Origin of the sequence: Sorangium sp. So ce117, assembly GCF_051524395.1 — a bacterium.
Classification (GTDB): Bacteria; Myxococcota_A; Polyangia; order Polyangiales; family Polyangiaceae; genus Sorangium; species Sorangium cellulosum_B.
The window spans coordinates 1-25,083 of sequence record NZ_CP150309.1 but is presented as its reverse complement, the minus strand read 5'-3'; the positions used below and the strand labels follow the sequence as shown (position 1 = coordinate 25,083).

The 25,083-nt window shown below is 72.3% G+C and carries 16 protein-coding genes; 8 read left to right on the top strand and 8 right to left on the bottom strand.

Features of this window, described 5'->3' with window-relative positions:
* Window position 1: 1 nt before the first annotated feature.
* Both hemB and WMF46_RS00075 read right to left on the bottom strand, forming a co-directional pair.
* Window positions 2-985 (bottom strand): porphobilinogen synthase, encoded by a 984-nt coding sequence (gene hemB / locus WMF46_RS00080; RefSeq protein WP_437983715.1) that lies wholly within the window; start codon window positions 983-985, stop codon window positions 2-4.
* 210 nt (window positions 986-1,195) lie between these two features.
* Window positions 1,196-1,573 carry a DUF4339 domain-containing protein gene (locus WMF46_RS00075; RefSeq protein WP_437548418.1) on the bottom strand — a complete coding sequence of 126 codons (378 nt, stop codon included), beginning with the start codon at window positions 1,571-1,573 and terminating at the stop codon, window positions 1,196-1,198.
* 202 nt (window positions 1,574-1,775) lie between these two features.
* Here WMF46_RS00075 and cobA point away from each other — a divergent pair, with 202 nt between their 5' ends.
* A complete protein-coding gene (gene cobA / locus WMF46_RS00070; protein WP_437983714.1) occupies window positions 1,776-3,380 on the top strand; it encodes a uroporphyrinogen-III C-methyltransferase in 1,605 nt (534 codons plus the stop codon).
* Between the two features lie 330 nt (window positions 3,381-3,710).
* Here cobA and WMF46_RS00065 read toward each other — a convergent pair whose 3' ends face one another.
* Together WMF46_RS00065 and WMF46_RS00060 are read right to left on the bottom strand one after the other, a co-directional pair.
* Window positions 3,711-6,533: an ArnT family glycosyltransferase gene (locus WMF46_RS00065; protein ID WP_437983713.1), complete on the bottom strand. Its 2,823-nt coding sequence runs from the start codon at window positions 6,531-6,533 to the stop codon at window positions 3,711-3,713.
* 254 nt (window positions 6,534-6,787) lie between these two features.
* The gene (locus tag WMF46_RS00060; RefSeq protein ID WP_437983712.1) at window positions 6,788-7,651 is read right to left on the bottom strand and encodes a response regulator transcription factor; all 864 of its coding nucleotides are present in this window, start codon (window positions 7,649-7,651) and stop codon (window positions 6,788-6,790) included.
* Between the two features lie 188 nt (window positions 7,652-7,839).
* On the opposite strand from WMF46_RS00060, the gene WMF46_RS00055 reads away from it, so the two are divergent.
* A complete protein-coding gene (locus tag WMF46_RS00055; RefSeq protein ID WP_437983711.1) occupies window positions 7,840-8,910 on the top strand; it encodes an RluA family pseudouridine synthase in 1,071 nt (356 codons plus the stop codon).
* On the opposite strand, the gene hrcA is transcribed toward WMF46_RS00055, so the two are convergent.
* Entirely contained in the window at window positions 8,903-9,946 is a 1,044-nt protein-coding gene (gene hrcA, locus WMF46_RS00050; protein WP_437548409.1) for a heat-inducible transcriptional repressor HrcA, read from the bottom strand. The genes WMF46_RS00055 and hrcA overlap by 8 nt on opposite strands.
* Window positions 9,947-10,300: 354 nt before the next feature.
* On the opposite strand from hrcA, the gene WMF46_RS00045 reads away from it, so the two are divergent.
* The 3 genes from WMF46_RS00045 (at window position 10,301) to WMF46_RS00035 (ending at window position 12,845) form a co-directional block, all read left to right on the top strand.
* Window positions 10,301-11,095: a hypothetical protein gene (locus WMF46_RS00045; protein WP_437983710.1), complete on the top strand. Its 795-nt coding sequence runs from the start codon at window positions 10,301-10,303 to the stop codon at window positions 11,093-11,095.
* A 77-nt stretch (window positions 11,096-11,172) separates the two neighbouring features.
* The gene (locus WMF46_RS00040; RefSeq protein WP_437714927.1) at window positions 11,173-12,234 is read left to right on the top strand and encodes a hypothetical protein; all 1,062 of its coding nucleotides are present in this window, start codon (window positions 11,173-11,175) and stop codon (window positions 12,232-12,234) included.
* Between the two features lie 98 nt (window positions 12,235-12,332).
* On the top strand, window positions 12,333-12,845 hold the full coding sequence (locus WMF46_RS00035; protein ID WP_437983709.1) for a Fur family transcriptional regulator: 513 nt from the start codon (window positions 12,333-12,335) through the stop codon (window positions 12,843-12,845).
* A 49-nt stretch (window positions 12,846-12,894) separates the two neighbouring features.
* Here the strand turns inward: WMF46_RS00035 and WMF46_RS00030 are convergent, their stop codons facing one another.
* Entirely contained in the window at window positions 12,895-15,342 is a 2,448-nt protein-coding gene (locus tag WMF46_RS00030; protein ID WP_437983708.1) for an HAD family hydrolase, read from the bottom strand.
* A 1-nt stretch (window position 15,343) separates the two neighbouring features.
* Window positions 15,344-16,606: an aspartate aminotransferase family protein gene (locus WMF46_RS00025; RefSeq protein WP_437983707.1), complete on the bottom strand. Its 1,263-nt coding sequence runs from the start codon at window positions 16,604-16,606 to the stop codon at window positions 15,344-15,346.
* A 259-nt stretch (window positions 16,607-16,865) separates the two neighbouring features.
* Between WMF46_RS00025 and grpE the strand changes: the two genes are divergently transcribed.
* From grpE to WMF46_RS00010, 3 genes are all read left to right on the top strand, one after another.
* On the top strand, window positions 16,866-17,450 hold the full coding sequence (gene grpE, locus WMF46_RS00020) for a nucleotide exchange factor GrpE (protein ID WP_437983706.1): 585 nt from the start codon (window positions 16,866-16,868) through the stop codon (window positions 17,448-17,450).
* Window positions 17,451-17,637: 187 nt separating this feature from the next.
* Window positions 17,638-19,500 (top strand): molecular chaperone DnaK, encoded by a 1,863-nt coding sequence (gene dnaK, locus WMF46_RS00015; RefSeq protein WP_437983705.1) that lies wholly within the window; start codon window positions 17,638-17,640, stop codon window positions 19,498-19,500.
* A gap of 120 nt (window positions 19,501-19,620) precedes the next feature.
* Window positions 19,621-23,538, top strand: coding sequence for a serine/threonine-protein kinase (locus WMF46_RS00010; protein WP_437983704.1), 3,918 nt, complete (start codon window positions 19,621-19,623; stop codon window positions 23,536-23,538).
* A 129-nt stretch (window positions 23,539-23,667) separates the two neighbouring features.
* Here WMF46_RS00010 and dnaA read toward each other — a convergent pair whose 3' ends face one another.
* A complete protein-coding gene (gene dnaA / locus WMF46_RS00005) occupies window positions 23,668-25,083 on the bottom strand; it encodes a chromosomal replication initiator protein DnaA (RefSeq protein ID WP_437983703.1) in 1,416 nt (471 codons plus the stop codon).

The window sequence follows — 25,083 nt, the reverse complement described above, 5'->3', positions numbered from 1 at the left end:
CTCAGCCGAGCCAGCGCGCGGCGTCGAGCGCGTGGTAGGTGAGGATGAAGTCCGCCCCGGCGCGCCGGATCGACGTCAGCAGCTCGAGCACGGCGCGCTTCTCGTCGATCATTCCGCGCTCCGCGGCCGCCTTGATCATCGCGTACTCGCCGCTGACGTTGTACGCGCCGAGCGGCAGCGTCGTCACCTCGCGCACGCGCGCGATGACGTCGAGGTACGCGAGCGCGGGCTTGACCATGAGCATGTCGGCCCCCTCTTCCTCGTCGAGCGCCGCCTCGCGCAGGCCTTCGCGGGCGTTCCCGGGGTCCATCTGGTAGCCCGCCCGGTCGCCGAACTTGGGCGCGCAGTCGGCCGCCTCGCGGAACGGCCCGTAAAAGCCGGACGCGTACTTCACGGCGTAGGAGAGGAGCGCCGTCCCCGTCAGCGACTCGGCGTCGAGGGCGCGCCGGATCGCGGCGACCCGGCCGTCCATCATGTCGCTCGGCGCGACCACGTCGGCCCCCGCCTTGGCGTGGACCACCGCCGCCCGCGCGAGCACCTCCAGCGTCGCGTCGTTGTCGACGTCCACCGCACCGGAGGCGTCCTGCCGGAGCAGGCCGCAGTGGCCGTGATCGGTGTACTCGTCCACGCACACATCGGTGATCACGAGCAGCTCCGGCACGGCCTCCTTCATCGCCTTCACGGCGCGCGGCACGGGCCCGTCCGGGTCGTAAGCGCTCGTGCCCGACGCATCCTTGGCGCGCGGGAGCCCGAACAGGATCGTCCCGCCGATGCCGAGCTCCTTGCAGAGCCGCGCCTGCGCTGCCGCGGCGCTCACGGGCAGCTGCGAGACCCCCGGCATCGTCCCGACCGGCCGAGGCGCGTCGAGCGCCTCGTTGAAGAAGAGGGGGAGGATGAAATCTCCCGGATGGAGGGTTGTCTCGCGCACCAGGGCGCGGAGGGCGGGCGAGCGACGGAGCCGGCGCGGTCTCTTCGTGGGGAACACGGCGGCGGAGCATAGCAGCCCTGCGCCCGCGTGAGCCGCTCCGGTCCAGAGGAGCGCGCGATCCGTGGATCGCCTGGGCGCTGCGAATCGGTTAGTGTTCGCCCGAAACCGCCAACATGAGAACGGCCCTCCACCTCCCGTTTTGCGGCCGCGCTCGCCCCGCCGCGCGCGGAGCCCGCGCCGGGCGCGGCCCGCGCGCGCAGCCATCGCTCAGCGGTGGGCCGCTCCAGAGCGCGCGGCCGAGCGCGCCGCCGGGCCGGGGCGCGGCGTCATCGGCTGGGGCGCCTGCTGGGACGACAGCGGAAGCGTGTCGTCGTCGTCATCGGCTGCCGAGCCCTCCTCCGGCTGCTCCGCAGGCGTCGCCGTGGCGGCGACCGTGACCGTTGCAATGTCGGACAGCGGGCACCACACGGTCCATGCCTCATTGCGGACGAAGCTATCGAGAGGGACCACTCCGCTCTCGATGCCGCGCGCGAGCTGGTCGAGCTTGACCGGCCCGACCGAGCGCTCCCCGTTGGTGACGTACCATCGGTCCGGAAAGCCGCGCTCCGAGCTCAGCAGCTCCTCGACCAGTTTCACAGATCTCATCGAATGGACTCCAGAAACCGCCGGACGTTGAATCGACCGGAGCGATTCTAATCGCATAACGCACCGGGTCAACATCACTGCAGAATCGCTATGACAATCAACGTCTGTCATGCATGAACGAGAGAATGACGGGAGTTTGACTGTGTTTCCGAGGCGTAACGATCCTTCCGAGGAGGGCCCCGGCGCGGCGGCTGCGGGGGCAATGAACGACGGAGCGCCGGGCGCGGCGAGGCCAGGCGTCGTGTACCTGGTCGGCGCCGGCCCGGGGGATCCGGGGCTCCTCACGCTGCGCGGCGCAGAGCTCCTCACCACGGCAGACGTCGTGCTACACGACGAGCTCGTCCACCCCGCGCTGCTCGACCGCGTGCGGGAAGGCGCCGACGTGCGCTCGGTCGGCAAGCGCGGCGGCGATCGGGTGGTGAAGGACGCGAAGCAGGCGGAGATCGACGCGGAGCTCGTCGCGCTCGGCCTCGCGGGCCGCAGCGTCGTTCGCTTGAAGGGCGGCGATCCGTTCCTCTTCGGGCGTGGCTCGGAGGAGGCGGAGGCGCTCGCGCGGGCCGGGGTGCCGTTCGAGGTGGTGCCGGGCGTCTGCTCTCCGCTCGGCGCGACGGCCTACGCCGGTATCTCGCTGACGCACCGGCACATCGCCTCCAGCGTGATGATCGTCAGCGGCGTCACGCGGGCTGGCAGATCCTTCGACTGGAGCGAGCTCGCCTCCGTCCGCGGGACCATCTGCGTCCTGATGGGCATGCAGGCCCTCGACGCGGTGGTCGCGGGGCTGATGGGGCCGGGGCGCCGTGATCCCGCGACGCCGGCTGCGGCGATCCAGTGGGGGACGCGGGCCGATCAGCGCGTCGTCTCGAGCCGCCTCGACGACCTGCCTCGCCGCGTGAAGGAGGCAGAGATCGAGAGCCCAGCGGTCATCGTCGTCGGCGCCGTCACCGGCCTGCGCGACACGCTCCGCTGGTTCGATCGGAAGCCGCTCTTCGGCAAGCGCGTGCTCGTGACCCGGCCGCGCCACCAGGCGCGCTCGACGTCGAGGCTTGTGCGCCTCCGCGGCGGCGAGGCGGTGGAGCTCCCGACCATCGAGATCCACCCGCCCCCCGACCCCGCGCGCGTCACCGAGGCTGTCCGCGGCCTCTCCGGCTACCACGCCGTCGTCTTCACGAGCGAGAACGGGGTGGCCTGCTTCTTCAAGGAGATGGAGCGGCTCGGCCTGGACGCGCGCGCCTTCGGCCCCGCGCGCCTCGCCGCGATCGGCGTCGGGACCGCCGCCGCGCTCACCGCACGCGGCGTCCGCGCCGACATCGTCCCGCGGGAGTTCCGCGGCGAGGAGCTCGCGGAGGCCATCCTGGCCGACCCAGTGCTGGCCGGACGCCGGGCGGCGTCCCCTCGAATCCGCGTGCTCCTCGCGCGCGCGCTGGTCGCCCGCGAGGTGCTCCCCGAGCGCCTCCGCGCCGCCGGTTGCGAGGTCGATGTCGTGCCTGTCTACGAGACCCGCCCTGCGTCGGCCGGTCGCCGCGAAGAGCTGATCGAGGCGCTCTCGGCGGGCGCGATCGACGTCGTGCTGCTCACCTCGAGCAGCACCGTCGACAGCCTCTGCGATCTCCTCGGCGAGGGCGCCGCAGCGCGCCTCGAGCGCGTGCTCCTCGCGAGCATCGGGCCGATCACGACCGCGACCGCCGAGAAGCGGGGGCTCCGGATCGGCGTGACCGCCGAGGTGAGCACCACAGCAGGTCTCCTGGACGCGCTGGATCGACATTTCACTGCAATGCAAGCGACCCCTGGGGGCGCCGGGAGCGAATGAGCTGGTCGCACGATGTGCGGCCGGCGCAGCTGCGGAAATAAAGAGAGCGTCGCAGCGGACCTGGGGGGGAAAGGTCTCCGCCGCGACGCTCGATCCCAGGGGAAAGCAGGGCGCGTGCCTGCGACTTCTTCAAGTCGATTCAGGTACTTAGGACGTCCTGGCAGGAGTCCCCTTGCGCTGCTGCGCCGCCACGGCGACAGAGATGCAAGGACACTCCTGATTCAGCATGACCGTCGAACATCGACAGCGGCTTTCCCAGGGCGGGAGCAGGCGTACAGCGTCACAGCCGAACAGCGCTTGTGAGATGAGCGCCCTCCGGCGCCGCTCCGCTCACTCGAACGTCGCTCGCACCACGAGGAACTTGTTGTTGAGCTCGATGGAAGTGAGCTTCTCGAAGATGCGAGGGCTGCCGAGCTCGTTCGACAAGGAGCCCGTGCGTCCGTGCTCGGTGACGAAGTAGAAGGTCTTCACGCCCTTCTTCTTCTGCTCGTTGATGTAATCCTGGAACTTCTTTCCGCTCGACACGAAGGCCGCCAGCCGGTTGCCGGCATAGAAGTTCTCGCCCTTCCAGTTCAGCTGGTAAGCGACGAGCGGCCCTGGGATCTGCTGATTCGCGCGCACGTAGGCGAGCAACGTCTCGCGTTGTCCCCAGTGAGGCGACGTCCGCACGAAGTACACGTCGATGCCCCACGCCGTGAACACGACGGCGAGCGACAGGAGCGCGTAGACGACCAGGCGGCGCCAGCGCGCGACCATCAGCAGCAAGCACAGGGCAGCCGCGGCGGCGGTGAAGGCCCACAGGGCCGCGGAGAAGTCGAGCGACTGCGGCCAGGGGCGCTTGTAATTGTACGTGAACAGGTGCAGCAGCCTGGCCTGGCTCGGCTGTCCCTCGCGCACCATCGCGAGATCGCGCCCGACGAGGAACACGAGCAGCGCAGCGCCGAGCGCGACAGCGCCGAGCATCGCGCGCTCGTAGCTGACCACCGCGGCGGAGCGCGCCGGCTGCACCGGCGATGGGGCGCCGTTCGAGCGGCGCGCGAGCCCTCCCGCGCGGCCATCGAGGCGCAGCATGTCGTCGAGCAGGATCCCCGTGAGCATCGCCGCCGGCGGGACGGCCGGCAGGATGTAGTGATGGAACTTCGTCAGCATCAGCGAGAACAGCGCGAAGCCGAAGAGGAACCACATCGCCAGGAACACCGAGGCGTCGCCCTGGCGGACGTCGGCCGAGCCGCGCTCCCCCGGCGCCGCCCCCTCGCGCCGCCTGAGCCACCACACGAGCGACGCCGGCACGAGCCCGGTCCACGGGAACATCGCGTAGCCGAGCTGCCACACGTAATAGCGGAAGCTCACGTCGTCGCCCTCGTTCGTGTCGTGGACGTGGGTGAAGGCGCGCTTGAACATGTCGTGGAACAGGAGCCTGTCGGTGAACGGCTGGCCGTGCCGCGCGTACATCGCGACGAACCAGGGCAACGCGACGCACGCGAGCACGAGCAGCCCGACGGGGATCTCCATCTTGAGCACGTCGCGGTACCGGCGGGAGACGACGACGTAGCCGAGCGCGCAGAGCACCGGGAGCCCGAAGCCGGCCGGCCCCTTGGCCATCGTGGACAGGGCAGCGAAGAACCACGCCGCGAGGAAGAGGAGCCGCTGGACGCGCCGCTCGCCCCAGCTGGCGTACAGGACGATCCCGAGCGTCTGCACCCAGACGAGCGCCTGGAGCGCAGGCTGAAGGCCGGGGAGCACGGGCAACACCGAACGGCAGGCCTCGTTGCCGGGCAGACCGCAGTTGCCCGGTGAGCCCGAGCTGAAGACGTCGCCGCGGAAGTGGAGGCCGAAGGGCGAAAGGCCGATCTCGACGTGACGCGAGAGCAGGTAGAGGATCTGCGGCAGCGCGCAGACGAGGATCGCCCCCAGCACGAGGTGATAGGCCGAGAGGCCCACCTTGAGCGGGCCGAGATCCACCTCGTAGACGCGCGCCTCCTCCGCGTCGTCGGTGTGGATGCCGAGCAGGAGGAGCGCCATCGCCGCGGCCATCGTCGCGACGAACGGCATGTCGGTCATGGTCTGGTGGGAGACCAGGAACCACTGCGGCATCGTGGCGAGGACGAGCCCCGCGAGCAGCCCCGCGCGGCGGCTGAAGATCCGCGAGACGGCCTTGTAGAGGAGATAGACGGCGATGAGCGTCAGCACGAAGACGGGGAGCCTGACGGCCCACTCGGGCCACGGGGTGCGCCCCTCGGCGGCCGCCGAGAGCATCTCGCCCGAGCGGTAGCGGACGCCGAACGCGGCCATCGCGAGCGCCTGCATCCAGAAGTCGAGCACCGGCTTCGACCAGAACCAGCCGTCCTGCGCCCACCAGAGCGAGATCCAGTCGTTCCTGGCCAGGATCTCGCGCGCGACCTCGCCGTAGTGCGTCTCCCAGGGATCGGTGAGCGAGTGGCTCCCGAGCATGGGCAGGTAGAGCAGCGTGACGACGGCGACGAGCCAGAAGCCGTGCCGCCGGCCGAGGGGGCGCGGAGTTCCCGCCTCGTCGACGCGGCAGGGGCCGAGGCGCTCGCCGAACCGGAACGCACCGATGACCGCCGTGAGAAACGCGGCAGGGACGGCGATGGCGGGCACCGCCAGCGAGAGCAGCGTCGGCGCGCCGTCCGACGAGAGGGGGCTCGGCGAGAAGAAGCCCGCGACGCTCAGCGTGATCAGGACGAAGAGCGCGACGAGCCCACCGCCGAGCAGCGCGAGCGGGCCGAGGAGGTCGCGGATCCCGACGCGCGTGGCGACGCGCTCGGGGGGATCGTCGAACGTGCCGAGCAGATCGAGCAGACCGATCGCCGCGATGGCGACGCCGAGCGCGCCGATCGGGACACCCCAGCGCAGCTGAGGCGCGAGCGCCATCACGACGAACGTGAGGAGGGCACCCGCGGCGGACACGGCAGCGCCACGCCAGCGGAGCGGGTTGCCCTGCGGCACGAGGCGAGCCTCCTCGGCGTCGGCCGTGGCCTCGGCCATCCCGCCCCTGCCGTCGCTCTCTGCCGACCCGTCGCCAGCGGAAGGCGCGCGCGGCTCAGGTGCGCTGGGGCTCTCCAGATCGCCCGCGGCCGTCCCGTCGCGGGCGTCCGCGGGCGCACCGCTGCGTTTGTCGTGTGTGTCGTTCATGGCTGCGCCAACCGCGGAACGAGGCGCGGCCCTGGCGTAGCAACTCCAGGTCGCCGGGCAAAGCAGCGGTCGCATGCGCCCGCGCTGCGATCCCGACCGCGCGCGCCCCCGCGAGCGACGCGCGCTGTACCGTAGATGGATCGGTGGGCCTCACGCGCCCAGGAAGGCGCCCCGCCCCGTTCGCGTGCCTGGCCGGCGCGACAGGAGCAGGGGCGGGTCGACACCCACGGCCAGGCAGCGGCCGCGGCGGGCGCCTACTTCGTCAGGCGCGCGATCTCTTCCTTGATGATCGTCTCGGCGAGCACCGGCACGACCTCCCACACGACGCGCTCCACGATGTCGCGGGACAGCGCCATCACGGCCTCCACCTGCTCGGAGGTGAGGCCGAGGCCCTCGAGCTTGCTCGCCATCTGGCCGTTGACCTGCGCGGAGGCGGTCGCGGCGACGGCGGCAGGCCCCGTCGCGGTCTTCGGCACGCCGGACACCGGCGTCGGCGAGAAGGCCATCGTCGTCGTGACCGGCACGTTCGCCGAGCCGCCTGGCGCCGTCTTGACGGAGGCCTGGGCCGGCGCAGCGCTCGTGGCCGGCGCGTTGGGCGTGTAGATGAGGGTCTTCGCGCGCTGGAGCGGGCTCGCTGCCGCCTGCTGCGCGGCGGCCGCGGGCTGCGCGGCGGCCGCGGGCTGCGCCGCAGGAGAGCGCGCGGGCGCAGGCGCCGCGGCGGCAGGGGCCGCTGCGGCGGCGGGCTTCGCTTCGCCGCGCGACGCCAGCAGCTTCTTGACCTTGTCGATCATCTGCTGGGTGTCGAACGGCTTGTCCATGTGATCGTCCGCTTGCGCGCCCGATCCCTTCGCGGGGTCGAACGGGTTCTGCTTGGACGACAGGATCAGGACGGGCGTCGCCGGTGAGGCCTGTTTGATCGCCTTGCACAGCTCGTAGCCGTTCTTCGGCTCGAGCGTGACGTCGGCGATCACCAGGTCGGGTTTATCGCTCTTGAGCTTCTGCAGCGCAGCGTCGGCGCTGCTCGCCGTCACGACGCGGAAATCCTGACCCGCAAAGGTGATTTCGAGCACTTTGCGCATGGTCACGCTGTCGTCTACGGCGAGAAGGGTGCTGGCCACGAACGGGTCTCCTCTCAGATGGCGAGAAAGCGGCGACGGCTCTGGATATCTTCGGCTCCCGTCGCGCGATGTGTCAACATTCGCGGTGTATTTCGCCCCCGCGGGCCCCGCGGATGGGCGTTTTTCCGCGCCGGTAGAGCCCGGTCCCACGCTGGTGGGCGGAGCCGAGGCGCCCCGATGAGCTCTACATGCGTCCGCTCCGACCCGCCACTCCGCCGAGCCACGAAGACAAAGCCGCCGAAACGACCGGCGTCCACCCGGCCGCCCAGGTACGACCTCCGCAGGATGGCCGCTGGACGGTGCCCGCCGAGCTGGATCGGCGCCCGCTGGACGGGGCCGTCCGTGCGCTGGCCGAGGTGTCGTGGTCCGACGCGCGCCGGTTGATCGAGACCGGCAAGGTGCTGGTCGGGAGCGCGGTGGCGACGAGCGCCCGTCGGCGGGTGCTCGGCGGGGAGCTGCTCGAGATCCGCCTGCACGCGCCGAGGCCCGAGACGGTGCGGCGGCGCAAGCTCGAGGGCGAGCTCGTGGTCTACGCGGACGCGAGCGTCGTCGTGGTGAACAAGCCCGCCGGGGTGAGCACCATCCCGTACGGCGACGAGGCCCCCGCGGAGCAGGCCGCGACCCTCGACGCGCTGGTGCGCGAGGTGCTGGCCAGGCGCGACCGCCTGCGCGGGCGCGCGCCGCTCGGCGTGGTGCAGCGCCTCGACAAGGGGACGAGCGGGCTGCTGGTCTTCGCGCGGACGCTCGCCGCGAAGAAGCACCTCGCGCAGCAGCTCCGCGTCCGCGCGATGCACCGGCAGTACCTGGCGCTCGCGCACGGCGCCGTCCCGCGCGGCACCTACCGCAGCTACCTCGTCGAGGATCGGGGCGACGGGCTGCGCGGCTCGGCGCGAGACGGGCGGCGCGAGGGGCAGCTCGCGGTGACGCACGTGGAGCCGATCGAGGTGCTCCGAGGGCCGCAGGAGGGAGCCGGCGCCGGGGGCGTGACGCTCGTCGCGTGCCGGCTCGAGACGGGACGCACGCACCAGATCCGCATCCACCTCGCGGAGGCCGGGCACCCGCTCGTCGGCGAGACCGTCTACGTGCGGGACTACCGCGGGACGAGGATCCCGGCCGCGCGGCTGATGCTCCACGCGGCCGAGCTCGGCTTCAACCACCCGGCCGACGATCGGCCGATGCGCTTCCAGACGCCGCCGCCCCCGGACTTCGACGACGTGCTCGAGCGGCTCCGCGCGCCGCAGCGGAAGGGCGCTACTTGACCTTGCCGCGGACCTCGGTCATCGCCGCGGCCGTGGCGTCGACCAGCGGCATGACCTTCGCGTAGTCCATCCGCGTCGGGCCGAGCACGCCCACGGTCCCGGCGACGCGGCCGTTCTCCATGTACGGCGCGGCGACGAGGCTGAGCTGGCCTCCGCCAAGGTCGCCCGCCTCGCTGCCGACGAACACGGTGACCTCACCCGCGCCGGCGGCGAGCGTCCGGTCGAGCAGATCGACGAGCTCCTCGCGCTCCTCGAGCGCCTTCATCAGCTTCTTGAGCCGGTCGACGTCGGCGTACTCAGGCAGATCGATCAGGCGGTTCTGCCCCTCGATGACGACCTCGCTCCGCCGGGTCACGTCGGCCGTCGCCTTGCTGCCGAGCTCGAAGGCGCGGCGCCTCAGCGCGTCGATCTGGAGGCGCTCGTCGGCGAGGCGGCGGGCGAACAGGTCCCGGATCTCGCCCAGCGTGCGCCCCTCGATGACGTCGGTGAGCAGGTTGTGGATCCGGGTGAGCTCGCCCTCGTTGATCGCCTCGTCGGCCGAGATGAAGCGGTTCGCGACCGAGCCGTCGGCGAAGACGAGCACCGCGAGCAGCTGCCCGGGCTTGGTCGGGATGAAGCGCAGCTGGGCGAGGGCGCGGAGCTCCGCCCGCGGCGCCGCGACGACGGCCGCGGCGCCGGACAGCTCCGAGAGGTAGCGCCCGGTCTCGCGGAGCGGATCGTTCGCCCCCGCGTAGATCTCGGTGAACCTCGCGCTCAGCTCGGCCTGCTGCTCGGGGGACAGCGACCGGAGCTCGACGAGCGCGTCGATGAACAGCCGGAGCGCGCGATCGGTCGGGATCCGCCCGGCAGAGGTGTGCGGCTGGTGGAGGTACCCCGCCTCCTCGAGGTCGGCGAGCACGTTGCGGATCGAAGCGGCCGAGAGATCCAGCCCGTATTTCCGGGCAAGCGTCCTGCTGCCAACTGGGTCGCCCGTTGCGATGAACTCGGTGACCGCGGCGAACAGGATCTTTCGAGCTCGGTTGGAAAGATCACCCATGTCAGTTGCATGCAGCGCACAAGCGCGGCGCGGTGGCTACCTGGACCAGGGACCGCCCGGACCGGGAAGCCATGCGGGCCGGACCTTCGCTTCCGTACGTCAAGCTGCGCGTGCGGGCGCTTGACCCACGGACGCGCATGCGACCCATTTTGAGGGGATCGCGCGGCCCGGTCAAATGTCGCGGTAGGATCGGGCAGTAGCCGCTAGCCAGCCACCCCGCGCACGGGGGGCCCCGCTCCACCGGATGGCGGCGCGGCCGGCCACTCGGCCACGTGGTCGTGGTCGTGGTCGTAGTCACTTGCCCCCCCGAGAGGGTCGGCCTGCCTTGCTTCGCACGAGGGATGTACCGCAACGATGCCGCCCGCACGCCATGCCGCCGCTGCCTGCGCGCTCGCCCTCGCGCTCGGCCCCCTCGCCGTCGCGCCGAGCGCGCAGGGCAAGCCGAAGGTCAGGTACCACCAGGACTGGGCGAAGCACCCGTCGGCGCGCTACGCGGCGATGAGCGCGGAGCAATGCCGTGCGGCGCTCACGCAGCGGAAGATCGCGTTCCAGCCGGTGCAGCGCGCGCCGGGGGTGCTCGCTCCGGTGCGGCTGATGCAGGGGGTCGGCGGGGTCCTCTACCGGACGGCGCTGCCGGCCCATCAACGCGCGGGAAACCCGCACGACGTCTTCGACTGCCGCCTCGCGCTGGCGCTCTCGGACTTCAGCCGGATCCTCCGCGCGCACGACATCGACGAGGTGCTGATGTTCTCGGCCTGGCGGCCTCCGGCCAGGATGTGGCCCGAGGGCAGGCTCGCCACGAGGCACCCCGGCGGGCTCGCGATCGACCCCTACAGGTTCGTCAAGGAGCGCGTCGGCGGCGGGTTCGCGGAGGACTGGATCGAGGTGGAGCGCGACTTCGTCGGCAGGCGCGGCGCGCCGGTCTGCGGCGAAAGCGCCGGCCCGACCGGGCGGCCCCGCGGGGCCGGCAAGGGGGCGGTCGGCGGCCCTCCAGCGGACGCGGCGGCGCGAGAGCTGCGATCCATCGTGTGCGAGGCCGTGGACCAGCACATCTTCACGTCGATCCTCACGCCCAACTACGACCGGGCGCACAAAAATCACCTGCATCTCGAGGTGACCCCCGGCGTCCAATGGCATCTCGTGCGCTGATCCGGGAGGGGCCGTCCTCCGTCCTCCCGCGCGCAAACCCGCTCTCCCTTCGAGGTCGACCCGCTATGTTAGCCCGCGTGCCCGCACGAAGACCCCCGCTCTCCCGCGCGTCCGCCGCGCTGGCGCTCGCCGCCGTCGCGCTGTCGTTCACGTTCGTCGGCTGCCCGTGCGTCAGCGGTCCCGTGAACGCGAGCCCCGCCCTCCGCTGGTTCCTGTTCTCGAACTTCGGCGCCAGCAAGATCTGCCCCGAGATGCTGAAGAGCGGGGTCTCGCTGCGCCTGCAGGACAGATCGGCGTCCATGGGACGGTTCTTCCCGATGCAGTGCTCGTACGACGTCAACGACGCGGCCCAGACGATCACGGTCCACATCGCCGGCACCGGCTACGGCTACATGCAGCCGGCCAAGCGGGTGGGCTTCTCGCTCACGACGTCCGTCGAGTACCGGCCCGACTTCCAGCTCGCGGACGATAACGTCTACGTGTGGGGACGGCTGAACCGGATCGTGCAAGGCCCCAGCTTCCAGCTGGGCTACGTCGAGAACCCGGTCATCGACGTGATGGCCAACGTCCCGCCGTTCGGAGGGCTCGCCAACCTGCTCGGCAACCAGATCGTCGCTGGCGAGCTGACCCGCGGGTTCACCGTCCTCTACAACGAGGAGACCGGGAAGGACTTCACGCTGGGCATCCTCATGCCGCCCCAGCGACCTCACCACCCGTTCGAGGCGGAGGACGAGGAGCGGTACACGTTCGCGAACGAGACCGTCGAGGTGTACGCGAACCAGCGCGACTACCTCGGGCCGTTCGAGGTCGCCGACTCGGACCAGGCGCTCTACCTCAAGGTCAGCGCGCAGGGCGCGCCCGTGGACCTCATGATCGTCGACAAGCCCACCGGCGACGCGTGGCGCGAGGCGTACCAGACCGGCAAGCCGCTCGGCCCCCCGCCAGGCCCGGTGCAGGCAGGCGGCCCTCTCCAGCCCGGGATCATCGAGACCCGCCGCTACGCGCTGCGCCCGGGCCTCTACTACGTCGTCATCGACAACACGGCGGCGGCCGGCCTGGTCGCGCCTCCCATCACGCTGCTCAGCCCCCTCGGGGGTTCGGCGGCTCAGATCAGCTACATGGCGCAGGTCGGCGAGTAGCGCCGACGAGCGGAGCACAGGCAGCATCGGCGAGGTCGCGCCACGTGGGCTCGGTCACCGGCCTTGACGCGGTTCGCCGCGAACGGGATAAACTTGCCATGGCCGTCATGGAGAGAGAGGGGAGCAGCGCCAGCCACGTGGACCAACTTGCCCTCGACCGGCTCCGCGCTCGCCTCCAGGCGTACATGGCGAAGAAGGGGCTGAGATCGACGGCGCAGCGCCGGCTGATCGTCGACACGTTCTTCTCCGGCGCCCCGCACATGACCATCGAGGACCTGCTCGCGGAGGTGCGCGCGCACGACCGAGGCATCGGGTACGCGACGGTGTACCGCACGCTCAAGCTGCTCGCGGAGTGCGGCGTGGCCTCCGAACGACGGTTCGGGGACGGCCTTAGCCGCTACGAGCTGGCGGACGACGCCAGCGCGCACCACGACCACCTGATCTGCGTCAACTGCGGAAAGATCATCGAGTTCGAGGAGCCGCGGATCGAGGCGCTCCAGGAAGAGATCGCCGCGAAGTACGGCTTCGACGTGACCTGGCACAAGCACGAGATGTACGGCGTCTGCGCGGACTGCCGCGACGCCAAGGACACCACGCCCGACGTCTCGTAGCCCGCCCCGGCGCGGCGAGGAGCCCCGCGCCGGCGACCGCGCCCGGCGCTCAGCTCTTCGCGTCGAGCGCGCGGGCGTGGACGACGGCCATGACGCCGCCGAGCAGCGAGGCGATGGGCGCGTAGGCCGGCGGGAGCACGAACGCGGCGATGACCGCGGCGCCGACGAGCGCCGGGGCGACGCTGAGCGCGAGCCCGACGCGCGCCTCGAGGCGCGTGCGGTGCGCGAGCGCGAGGGAGAGCGCGGCGTCGCGGACGTCGTCCGACGCGAGGACCGTGGAGAAATCGGCGGGCGCCGAGCCGGCGGCGCCGAGCGCCACGGAGACGTCCGCGGCGCCGAGCGCGGCGTCGTCGACGCCCGCGTGGCCGAGGACGGCGACGCTCGTGCCCGCGTCGATCAGGCGACGCACCTCCGTGCCGCGATCCGCGGGGAGGATCTCGGGGCGGATGTGATCGATGTCGAGCGAGCGGCCGATCGCCTCGCACGTCTCGCGCGCGTCGCCCGACATCAGCACGGGCTCGATCTGCGCGTCGAGCAGGTGCTGGATGGCGGCCCGCGCCCCGGGGCGCAGCCCGTCCTGCAGGCCGATGATGCCGACGAGGCGAGCGCCGACCGCGACGAGGACCACCGTGCGCCCCAGCGCCTCGAGCTCGGCGACGCGGCTCTCGGCCGCCGCGATCGAGATCCGCTGCTCGAGCATGAGCGCGCGGTTGCCGACGCAGAGCTCCTCGCCGGACGAGGTGACGGCCGTCACGCCGAGGCCGGGATGGAAGTTGGGGTTGCGCACGCCGTCGGGCCGCAAGCCGCGGGCGCGCGCGGCGCGGACGATCGCCGTCGCGACGGGGTGCTCCTCGGTGCGCTCCGCCCCGGCCGCGAGCGCGAGCACGTCGCTCGGCTTGAGCTTCTGGCCGGTCGCCTCCAGCTCCGCGAGCTCGGGCTCGCCGAGCAGCAGCGTGCCGCGGGCGCAGAACACGGCGACCGAGGTCTTCCCTGCGCGATCCCAGGCGTCGGCGCTCTTGTAGACGATGCCCCGGCGGAGCCCGAGCAAGATGCCCCGCGCGACGTGCACCGAGGCGATGGACGCCGTGATCGCCGTGGACAGCGCGGCGAGCACGGCGGCCGCGGTCATCGCGATCTCGACCGGAGCGCGCCCGGCGACGAAGGCGGAGAGCGCGCCGATCGCCGCGGCGCCGATCGCCCAGCGCTCGGTCAGGGCGCGGGAGGCCTGCGCGATGGGCGCGAGGGCGTCCGCGCGCCGGCGGGCGTCGAGCAGGACGCGCGCGACCGCGCGATCGCCGCCGGAGAAGGTGCACGCGCCGACGAGGCGACCCCGGACCACGGTGGCCCCGGCGACGACCGGGTCGCCGTCGCGGCGGCGGGTCGGCGTGGTCGCGCCGATCCAGGGGAGCACCTCGACGTCGCCGCCCGTGACGACGAGGTCGACGGGGACGATCTCCCCCGCGTCGACCTGGACGCTCTCGCCCGGTCGCAGCTCGTAGAGCTCATCCCCGGCGCCCTCGACAGGACCGCCGTCGCCGCCGCGCTGAGGGGCGCGGTCGGCAGGCGCCTGGCCCTGCGCCCACGCGCCAGGCGGCCGGCGCGCCGGGGTCGAGAGCACGGATCCGATCCACGCCCGCTCCGCGAACACGCGATGTCGGGCGCTCTCGATGAGCCACGCGCTGATCGCGCTGGCGGTGGCGATCACACCGGCGAGCGACGCGGCCTCGGCCGCGAGGGCGCGGTCCTGACCGAAGAGGGCCCAGACGGCGGCGACGAGCCCGCCAAGGACGGGGGCGAGCATCGGCGCAGGGTGCGGATCGGTGGCGTCGCGCGCGGTCGTGGCGGCGCGGCCAAGGAGCATCCCGGCGCTCACCGTGGCGAGCACGATCCGCGCGCCGATGACGAGCTTCGCGTCCCCGGCGAGGGTGAGCGCGACGGCCAGCGTCCCCGCGATGATCGCGAGCACGAGCAGGAGCGCGCCGATGTCCCGCGCCTCGAGCGCGTCGTAGCGCTGCGGATCCTCGCTCAGGATGGTGTTCCCGATGGGCTCGAGCAGCGCGCGATCGTCGTCGAGGACGGGCAGATCGGGGAGCTTCTCGTCGAGCGGCACGGGGGGGAACGCGTTCACGATCGGCGCGTCGAGATCGGCGACGCGCGCCGCGCCCTCGTCGGCGATCGCCCGCGCGGGCTCCGCGCGCGGGGTGCGCGGGGTGGAGGCGTGGTGCCCTCCGGCGCCGGGCGGCGCGCCCGACGGCAGCCCCCGGGGAGGAGCGCCGGCGAAGGGCGCGCCCGACGCCGCGAGGCCCGAAGGCCGGCCGTCCCCCGGCGCAGGCGGCGCTTCACCGAGGAAGGCGTGGCGGCACCGCGCGTTGCAGAAGTAATGGAAGCGCTGATCGAAGATCGCCACCTGCCCCGCGCGCAGGGGATCGATCAGCTTGCTGCAGCCCGAGCACGGGACGGGTGCGACGGCGGGACCCGCGGCGCGCGAGGCGACCACCTCAACCTGCAGCCGGCGTCTCGGCGAGCGCGGCCTCGACCTCGGCCAGCGCCTCGTCGATCTGCGCCTCGCTCACGATCAGGGGCGGCGTGAACCGGAGCACGCTGCTGCCCGCGATCGTGAGCAGCACGCCCCGATCGCGCGCGCGGCCGAGGGCGGCGCGCGCGTCGACGGTCGGCGCGAGGATGAGCCCGCGGAGCAACCCGCGCCCGCGCTCGCCGAGGCACACGCCCGGCAGGCGCGCGGCGATCGCGGCGAGGCCGCGGCCGAGCTGCTCGCCGCGCTTCACGGCGGCCTCGCACAGCTTCTCTTCCTCGATGACCGCGAGCACCGTGCGCGCCGTGGCGGAGGCGAGCGCGTTGCCCCCGTAGGTCGAGCCGTGCGAGCCCGGGGGCAGCGCGCCGTTGAGCCCCTCCCGCAGCACCAGCGCGCCGACCGGGAACCCGCCGCCGAGCCCCTTCGCGAGCGCCGCGGCGTCGCCCTGGACGCCGTCGTACATCGCGCCGAGCCAGTGCCCCGTGCGCCCGATGCCGGTCTGCACCTCGTCGATGAGCAGCAGCGCGCCGTGCTCGTCGGCGATGCGCCGCAGCTCGGCGAGGAAGCCGGCCGGGGCCGGCAGCACGCCGCCCTCCCCTTGCACCGGCTCCACGAGGATCCCCGCGACGTCCGGGCCCATGGCCGCCCGCACCGCCGCCGCGTCTCCGTACGGCACGTGCGTGACGCCGTCGAGCGAAGGGCCGAAGCCCTCGCGGTACTTCGGCGTCCCGGTCAGGGCGACCGCGCCGAGGGTGCGGCCGTGAAACGCGTTGTCGAACGCGATGATCCGGTAGCGCCCCTCCTCGCCCCGGTTGAAGAAATGGCGGCGCGCGAGCTTGAGCATCGCCTCGTTCGCCTCCGCGCCCGAGTTGCAGAAGAAGGCGCGGTCGAAGCCGGTCTTCGCGCAGAGCTCCTCGGCGAGGCGGAGGTTCTCGGCGTTGAAGAAATAGTTGGAGACGTGCATCAGGCGACCCGCCTGCTCGGAGATGGTCGCCACGAGCCGCGGGTGAGCGTGCCCGAGCGAAGCCACTGCCACCCCCGCGCACATGTCAAGGTACCGGCGCCCCTCCGTGTCGAAGAGCTCGCAACCCCTGCCGCGGTCGAGGACGAACGGCGGCTGGCGGTAGTTGCCGAGCAGGTGCTTCTGCGCCGCGAGGAGCGGCGCGCTGACCGGCGTCGAGGCGTTCGCCGGAGGAGGTTCGGCGGCGGGGCTTGTGGCGATGCTCATGGGGGCGATCTAACGCCGGGCGGGGGGTCGGAGCAAACGCTCGATGCAGCGCCCGCAGCGGATCGTGGAGACCCGGGCAATCTGAGCGGCCCGAGCGCGGCCCGAGCGCGGCCCGAGCCCGCGCGCCGGCCCCCCGCGGGCGTCCTGGGCCGGCGCGGCGGCGAGCGCCGGCGTGCTCGGACGGCGGCGCTCGCCTCCGGGCCGACCATGGGCCTGGCGATTGCCAGCGGATCGCGGCTGGTTATAGTGCCGCCGTCCTATGAGCGATTCGGAACAAAATGGGTCGAACCAGAACACGGGGGAGACGGCAGAGGCGCACGCGGAGCGCGCAGAGGCCGCGGAGCAGCAGGCGCCCACCCCCGAAGACAAGCTAGGCGAGGTGCAGGCCGAGGCCGCGCGGATGCGCGAGCAGCTGCTGCGCACCGCCGCGGATTTCGACAACTTCCGTAAGCGCTCCCGGCGCGAGGTCGAAGAGGCGCAGCGCCGCGGCCGCGAGTCGATCCTGAAGGATCTGCTCCCGGTCTTCGACAACCTCGAGCGCGCCGCCAGCCACGCCGAGAGCGCGCCGGACGTGAAGTCGGTCGCCGAGGGCGTCCGGATCGTGACGAAGCAGTTCGTCGACACGCTGGAGCGCATGGGCATCAAGCGCATCGCCGCGGTCGGCAAGCCCTTCGATCCCAGCGTGCACGAGGCCATCCAGCAGCTCGACTCGACCGAGCACCCCGCCGGCGTCGTGATCGCGGAGGTCCAGCCGGGATACATGCTGGGCGATTACCTGATCCGCGCGGCCATGGTCGTCGTCTCGAAGGGCTCGCCCGTCGAGCCGGCGCCCGCGGCGAACTGAGCCTCCGCGCGGCGTCGCGCCGGCTCCCTCGGCGCACACCCCCGGCACGGTGCGCATCCTGGCGGTGATCCTGTCCGGGATCTGCCGCGCCCCGCTACCTCGCCGCACGATCTCCCCAAATATCGCGGGCGCCCAGGTCGTCTCCCCACCCGGCGAGCATCCAGGCCTGTAGTATCTTTCGCCGCATATGGGGAAGGTGATCGGCATCGATCTCGGGACGACGAACTCGTGCGTGGCTGTCGTCGAAGGGGCAGGCGTCTCCTCGGCCAACGATGTTCGGGTGATCCCGAACGCCGAGGGCGCGCGCACCACGCCGTCCGTGGTCGGCTTCCCCGCGAGCGGTGAGCGCCTGGTCGGACAGGTCGCGCGCCGCCAGGCGGTCACGAACCCGCAGAACACCATCTATGCGGTGAAGCGGCTGATGGGCCGCAAGTTCACAGCGCCCGAGGTCAGCAAGCAGATCAGCCTCGCCCCCTACAAGATCGTCGAGGCGCCGAACAGCGACGCGTGGGTCGAGGTCAAGGGGCGCAACTACTCGCCGCCCGAGATCTCCGCGGTGATCCTCGGCCAGATGAAGCAGGTCGCCGAGCGGTTCCTCGGCGAGCCCGTGACGGAGGCGGTGGTCACCGTCCCCGCCTACTTCGACGACGCGCAGCGGCAGGCGACGAAGGACGCAGGGCGGATCGCCGGGCTGGACGTGCGCCGGATCATCAACGAGCCGACCGCCGCGGCGCTCGCCTACGGCCTCGACAAGGTGAAGGCCGAGACGATCGCGGTGTACGATCTCGGCGGAGGCACGTTCGATATCTCGATCCTCGAGATCGCAAGCGGGGTCTTCAGCGTCAAGGCGACCGGCGGCGACACGCACCTCGGCGGCGAGGACTTCGATCAGCGGATCATCGACCTGCTCGCCGACGAGTTCGAGGGGAAGAGCCGCATCGATCTGCGCCGGGACCGCATGGCGCTGCAGCGGCTCAAGGAGGCGGCCGAGAAGGCGAAGCATGAGCTCTCGTCGTCGCTCGAGACCGAGATCAACATCCCCTTCATCGCCGTCGGCCCGGGCGGCGGGCCGCTCCACCTCGAGCGGACGATGCGGCGCAACGAGCTCGAGATGCTCTGCGAGGGCCTCATCCGGCGGACCATCGACGTCTGTCGCGCGACGCTCGGGGACGCCAAGCTCCCCGTCTCCGCGGTCAACACGGTGGTCCTCGTCGGCGGCATGACCCGGATGCCCGCGGTGCAGGCGGCGGTGCGCGAGTTCTTCGGCCGGGAGCCGAACAAGGGCGTGAACCCCGACGAGGTCGTCGCGGTCGGGGCCGCGCTGCAGGGCGCCGCGCTCTCCGGACAGGTGGACGAGGTGCTGCTCCTCGACGTGACGCCGCTGTCGCTCGGCGTCGAGACCGGCGGCGGCGTGAGCTTCAAGCTCATCCCGCGCAACACGACCATCCCCACCGAGCGGAGCGAGATCTTCACGACGAGCGTCGACAACCAGAGCTTCGTCCCCGTGCACGTGCTCCAGGGCGAGCGCGAGATGGCCGCGGACTGCCGGAGCCTCGCCCGCTTCGAGCTCACAGGCATCCCTCCCGCCCCGCGCGGGCTGCCCAAGATCCAGGTCACCTTCCGCATCGACGAGAACGGGATCGTCCGCGTCGAGGCGCGGGATCTCGGGACGGGGCGGGTGCAGGAGATCCGGGTGACCCCCACGAGCGGCCTTACGCCGGACGAGGTCGAGCGGCTCGTCTCGGAGGGCGAGCGGTTCAAGGAGACCGACGCGCTCCGGCGCGATCTCGCCGAGCTCCGCAACCAGGCCGAGACCCTCGTCTACACGACCGAGCAGGCCCTCGAAGGCTACGGCGATCTGCTCGACGCCGAGCTCCTCGGCGAGGTCCACGCCGAGTGCGCGGCGCTGCGGAAGCTGCTCGAGGCCGGCGGCGACCTCGACGCGCTCCGGGACGCGTACGCGCGTCTCGAGGGGGCGGCGTTCCGGATCGCGGAGTCGATGTATGGAGGGGACGATGACGCCGGCGCAAACAAGGCCGTCGAGACATGACGCGCGGCTAGGCGACGCGGCCGGCGCGGCGGCGCCGGCGCGCGCGCCGATCGCGGGCCGTCCCCTCCGGAGCGCCGCGCGCGCCAAAGGCGCGAGGCTGCGTGGGGCGCAGGCGGGGCGATGCTGAGCGAGACCTTCGGGCGGTATCGCTTGCTCGAGCGCCTGGGCGAAGGCGGCATGGCCGAGGTCTTCAAGGCGAAGAGCTTCGGCGTCGAGGGGTTCGAGAAGGTCCTCGTCATCAAGCGCATCCTCCCCAAGCTGGCCGAGCAGGGGCGCTTCGTGGACATGTTCGTGCACGAGGCCAAGCTCGCCGTGCGCCTCTCGCACGCGAACATCGTGCAGGTGTTCGACCTCGGCCGCGTCGACCATCCGAACGGCGATCCGACCAGCTACTTCATCGCGATGGAGTACGTCCCCGGGCTCGACCTGGCGACGCTCCTCGCCCGCTGCCGGAGGGCGAAGAAGCCGATCCCCCTCGCCATGGCCGTCTTCATGACGGCCGAGATCGCGAAGGCGCTCGATCACGCGCACCGGCGGCGCGACGAGCAGTCGCGCCCCCTCGGCATCGTCCACCGCGACATCTCTCCGCAGAACATCCTGCTCTCCTGGGAGGGCGAGGTGAAGGTCACCGACTTCGGCATCGCGAAGGCGACGCAATCGATGACCGACGAGGAGGTCGGCGAGAACCGCGCAGGGAGGATCCGCGGGAAGCTCGCCTACATGAGCCCCGAGCAGTCGCGCGCCGGCGCGATCGACGGTAGGAGCGATCTCTTCTCGCTCGGCACGGTGCTCTACGAGATGCTCGCCGGGTCGAACCCGTTCGCGGCGCCGACGGCGTTCGAGATCATGCGGCGGCTGCAGGCGAGCGAGTATCCGCCGCTCGCGCTCGTGCGCCCCGACGTGCCCCGGTCGCTCGTCGACGTCGTGAGCACGATGCTCGCGAAGAACCCGGAGGATCGGTTCCCCGACGCCGGGCGGCTGCACGAGGCGCTCCTCGGCTTCTTCTACGCGACGGCCGAGCGGTTCGGGGCGAACGACCTCGCCGATTTCCTGGAGCCGTTTCACGAGGAGAAGAGCGCCGAGATCCAGGCGAGCGCCGTGCTCGAAGAGGAGCCGAACGGGGCCAACGAGCGCACGCCCGTCGAGGTGCCGCACACGACGAGCACGCGCAGCCGCTCGGCGTCGGGGCTCCTCCAGCTGCTCGAGAAGGCCGACAGCGGCCCGGCCGCGCGCGGGCTCGGCGAGCGGCGCGAGGTCACGGCGCTCGTGCTCATCTTCACGGGATCCGAGGACGACGCGGCGAGGCGCATGGCGCGGGCCCGCGACGTGCTGGCGCGCTACGGCGCGCTGCTGCTCGAGCAGGAGGCGTCGCAGCTGGTCGCCGTCTTCGGGCTCGGCGACGCCGACGGCCGCGACACGGAGGCCGCGGCGCGCGCCGCCCTCGTGATCCTGCGCTCGCGCGGCGGGGGCGCCGCGGTCTCCGCCGGCATCCACCTCGCCCGCATCCTCGTCGACAGCGCCGGCGCCCCGATCCGCGACGAGCGGCTCACCTCGCTCATCGCCTCCGCCCAGGCGCTCGCCCGCGCGACCGAGTCCCAGGTCGCCGTGTCGAACCTCACCGGGCGCGTCCTCCGCAACGCGTTCGCGACGGAGGAGCTGCCGGGCGCGGGCCGGACAGCGCCCGAGGGGGGGCGCGTCGTCACGTCCGCGCAGCCCCCGGACGGCGCGTACGGCCGCTTCATCGGCCGCCGTGAAGAGCTCAAGCAGCTCGGCGACATCCTGGCCGACGCCACGAGGAAGCGCGCGCAGATCGTCGTCATCCAGGGCGAGCGCGGCATCGGCAAGACGCGGCTGCTCGCCGAGATGGAGCGGCGGCTCTCGAAGGGCGACTACAACGTCGGTGTCTACGTCGCCTCGTGCCCGCACAACGGCGCCGACGTCCCGTGGAGCGGCCTCACCGCGATGCTCCAGGTGCTCTGCGGCATCCAGGAGGGCGACGACGAGGAGCGCATCCGCGCGGTGCTGCCGCGGCTCCGGGCGCTCGGCCTGCGCGACGACGAGTCCGCGGCCGTGCTCGGTCAGCTCGGCGCGGCGCTCGCCGAGAGGCGGGCGCCGCAGGGGACGACCGCGATCCTGCGCACGGCGTTCCCGCGCATGGTGCAGAGCCTCTGCGAGGATCGCCTCCACTGCTTCGCGTGGGACGACGCGCAGGCGATGGACCAGCTCACCGCCGAGACGCTGCTCGCCACCGCGGGCCGCGCCGGCGGGCTCCGCGCCGTGCTGATGCTGGCGACGCGCAGCGACCCGCCGCCGCTGCTCGAGGCGCACCCCCACTTCTACCGGCTCAAGGTCGGGGAGCTCTCGGACAGCGACAGCGCGCGCCTCATGTCGGCGCGCATCGGCACGAACTTCCTGCCGCCCGACGTTGTCGCCTTCTGCCGCGAGCGCGCCGGCGGCCACCCGCTCTTCCTCGAGGAGCTCATCAGGGAGCTCCTCGACTCCGGCGCGCTCAGCGTCGTCAGCGGCGTCGTGAAGGCGCGGCTCGACGGCGCGTCGGCGGTGCCGCGCTCGCTGCGCACGCTCATCGCGACCCGGGTGCGGCGGCTCGATCCGAGCGACCGCGCCGTGCTCCAGGCGGCGGCCATCCTCGGCGATCCGGTGCCGACCGAGGTCCTCGCCGCGCTCCTCCAGCAGAAGCTCCCCGCCGTGAACCGCGCGATCTCCGGGCTCGCGACCCGCGACCTCTTGCGGCTCAAGGGCCCCGCGCAGGCGAGCTTCGCGTCGCCCATGCACGGGGAGATCGTCCTCGACGCGATCCCCCCGGAGCTCCGCCGGGAGCTGCACGCCGCGGCCGCGGCGGCGTACGTCGCCGTCGTCGGCGAGGACGGCGCCGAGCACGCCGAGCGCATCGGGCAGCACTTCTACCAGGCCGGCGATCGCGACCGCGCCGCCACGTTCTACGCGCGCGCGGCGCTCCACAAGATCCGCGCGAGCCAGCTCGATCCGGCGCTCCGGCTCATCTTCCAGGCGCTCGATCTCGGCGACCACGCCCACCGCTCGCCGGCGGAGCTCTCCGCGTGGCTCGGCTCGCTCGCCGACGTCGTCGTGCGCGTGCGCTCCGCGCCCGATCTCGCCGACGTCGCCGCACGCGCGCTGCGGCGCATCGACGAGGCCGGCACGCCGGAGCAGAAGCTCTCGGCCCGCGTCGACCTGGCGCGCGCCCTCGGCGCGGTGGATCTCTTCGCCGACGCGTACGCGAGGCTCGAGGAGGCCTACGCCCTCGCCGGCGATCGGGAGGACCTCCGCCGCAAGGCGCTCGCCTGCGAGACGGAGATCGGCGTCCGGACGGGCGACTTCGCGCGCGCGGAGCGCGCCGTCGAGCAGCTCGAGGCGACCGGCGCGATCGACGATCCGAGGCTCTTGCTCGCGATCTCCCAGACGCGCGCGGCGACGGGCGACATCGAGGCGGCGCTCCGCGCCCTCGATCGGGCGGAGGCGCTCGGCGATCCGGGCGACCTCGCGGCGGCGAGCGAGCGCGAGAAGCAGCGCGTCCTCGTGCACGTGTTCCTGCGCGACTTCGACGCGGCGGTGCAGAGCTCCACCCGCGCCGTCGACCTCGCCCGGTCCGCGGGCCTGCGCTTCGAGACGGCCGCCGCGCTGCACAACCTCGGCGACGCGAGCCGGCGGCTCGGCGATCTGCCGCGCGCCTACGCGTCGCTCACCGAGTCGAAGGAGCTCGCCGAGGAGAGCGGCCACGAGCGCCTCGCCTCGATCAACCGCGCGCACCTCGCCTACCTGGACGGGCTGAGCGGCGCGGTCGGCGCCGGCGAGCTCCTGCGCGAGCTCGCGCGCTACGCCGACGCGCGCTCCTACCGCACCGACGCCCTCGAGAGCCGGTACCTGCTCGGCGCGCTCCTGAAGCAGCGGGGCCTGGTCAAGGAGGCGCGGCGCGAGCTCGCCGAGGTGCTCGATCTCGCGTCCGCATACGGCAACAAGCTCGTCGCGGACGACGCGCGCTCCGCGCTGTCCGAGCTCTGACCTCGCGCGCGCGTCGCGCGGCGATCGGCCCGCTAGCGCACCGAGGGCCCGGTAGCCGGCAGGTCGCTCTCGTGCCGCGCGCGCGTCTTCCGCATCACGCGCGCGTCTTCCACGTCACGCGCGCGCAACTCACTCGTCGGCGAGCTTCTTCTCGAGCGCCTCGAGGTGGGCGCGGACCTGCGGATCCGAGTCGCGCTGCGCCTCGATCTTGCGGACGGCGCTCATCACCGTCGTGTGATCGCGGTTGCCGAAGGCCCGCCCGATCTCCGGGAAGCTGCACTTCAGCCGCTGCTTGCAGAGGTACATCGCGACGTGGCGCGCGAAGGCCACGCTCTTGTGGCGGTCCTTCGAGGTGAGGTCGATCGAGCGCAGGTGGAAGTGGTGGCACACCGCGCGCTGGATGTCCTCGACGCTCATCATCTGCGCGCGCGGCGGCGACGTGGCCGTGATCTCGGCGCGCGCGAACGGGAGGTCGACGGGGCGGCCCGTGAGCGAGCTCTTGGCCGCCAGCCGGATCAGCGTCCCCTCGAGCTCGCGGACGTTGGAGCGGACCATCTGCGCGAGGTAAAGCGCCACGTCGTCCGTGAGCGCGATGCCCTCGAGCGCCGCCTTGTTCCGCACGATCGCGACGCGCGTCTCGAGCTCCGGCACCTGGATGTCGGCGACGAGCCCCCAGGAGAACCGCGAGACGAGCCGCTCTTCCATGCGCTCGAGGTTCTGGGGGTACTTGTCGCTCGTCACCACGATCTGCCGGTCGAGCGTGTGGAGCGCGTTGAAGGTGTGGAAGAACTCCTCCTGCGTCTGCTCGCGTCCGGCCAGGAACTGGATGTCGTCGACGAGCAGCACGTCGCAGCTCGACCTGTACCGCGTGCGGAACTCGTCCATCCGGTGGTGCTGGATGGCCGTGATGAAGTCGTTCGTGAATTTCTCGGCCGAGACGTAGATGATCCGCGCGTCCGGCCTGCCCTCGAAGACGCGGTGCGCGATCGCGTGCATCAGGTGGGTCTTGCCGAGCCCCGTGCCGCCGCAGATGAAGAGCGGGTTGTAGCGGCGTCCCCCGCCGCCCGCGGCCGCGATCGCGGCCGCGTGCGCCAGCTGGTTCGAGGGGCCCACGACGAAGCTCGCGAAGGTGTGCTTCGGGTTGAGGTCGTCCGGCATCGACGGGACGCGCCGGAGCGTCGGCTCGGGGCGGGGCGCCGGCACCGGCGCCGCGCTCGACGGACGCACAACGAGCGCCCGCGGACGCACCGGGGTGAGCTCCACACGCTGCGCAATGGGCGCGTCGAGGTTCTGATCCACCGTCCACGCGACCTGGACCGACCAGCCGGTGAGCTCTCGGATCTTGTCCGTGAGCGCTGGCAGGAAATTGTCCCTGACCCACTCGAGGACGAACTCGTTCTGGACACGCAGCGTCAGGACGCCGTCGGTCAGATCATCGAACTGAACTCCCCCGAACCACTGATCGAAAGTGGCCGGGGAAAGCGTCCGCGTATGCTCGATCGCCCGATCGAAGACCTCGCGCGGCTCGTGTTTCGGAATCGTCAT

What these genes read in the sequence shown, in the direction of transcription:
- dnaA (WP_437983703.1), bottom strand. Translation starts at nt 25,083, where the DNA reads ATGACGATTCCGAAACACGAGCCGCGCGAGGTCTTCGATCGGGCGATC.
- WMF46_RS00055 (WP_437983711.1), top strand. Translation starts at nt 7,840, where the DNA reads ATGCGTCCGCTCCGACCCGCCACTCCGCCGAGCCACGAAGACAAAGCC.
- hrcA (WP_437548409.1), bottom strand. Translation starts at nt 9,946, where the DNA reads ATGGGTGATCTTTCCAACCGAGCTCGAAAGATCCTGTTCGCCGCGGTC.
- WMF46_RS00035 (WP_437983709.1), top strand. Translation starts at nt 12,333, where the DNA reads ATGGCCGTCATGGAGAGAGAGGGGAGCAGCGCCAGCCACGTGGACCAA.
- cobA (WP_437983714.1), top strand. Translation starts at nt 1,776, where the DNA reads ATGAACGACGGAGCGCCGGGCGCGGCGAGGCCAGGCGTCGTGTACCTG.
- dnaK (WP_437983705.1), top strand. Translation starts at nt 17,638, where the DNA reads ATGGGGAAGGTGATCGGCATCGATCTCGGGACGACGAACTCGTGCGTG.
- grpE (WP_437983706.1), top strand. Translation starts at nt 16,866, where the DNA reads ATGAGCGATTCGGAACAAAATGGGTCGAACCAGAACACGGGGGAGACG.
- WMF46_RS00075 (WP_437548418.1), bottom strand. Translation starts at nt 1,573, where the DNA reads ATGAGATCTGTGAAACTGGTCGAGGAGCTGCTGAGCTCGGAGCGCGGC.
- WMF46_RS00010 (WP_437983704.1), top strand. Translation starts at nt 19,621, where the DNA reads ATGCTGAGCGAGACCTTCGGGCGGTATCGCTTGCTCGAGCGCCTGGGC.
- WMF46_RS00025 (WP_437983707.1), bottom strand. Translation starts at nt 16,606, where the DNA reads ATGAGCATCGCCACAAGCCCCGCCGCCGAACCTCCTCCGGCGAACGCC.
- WMF46_RS00045 (WP_437983710.1), top strand. Translation starts at nt 10,301, where the DNA reads ATGCCGCCCGCACGCCATGCCGCCGCTGCCTGCGCGCTCGCCCTCGCG.
- WMF46_RS00065 (WP_437983713.1), bottom strand. Translation starts at nt 6,533, where the DNA reads ATGAACGACACACACGACAAACGCAGCGGTGCGCCCGCGGACGCCCGC.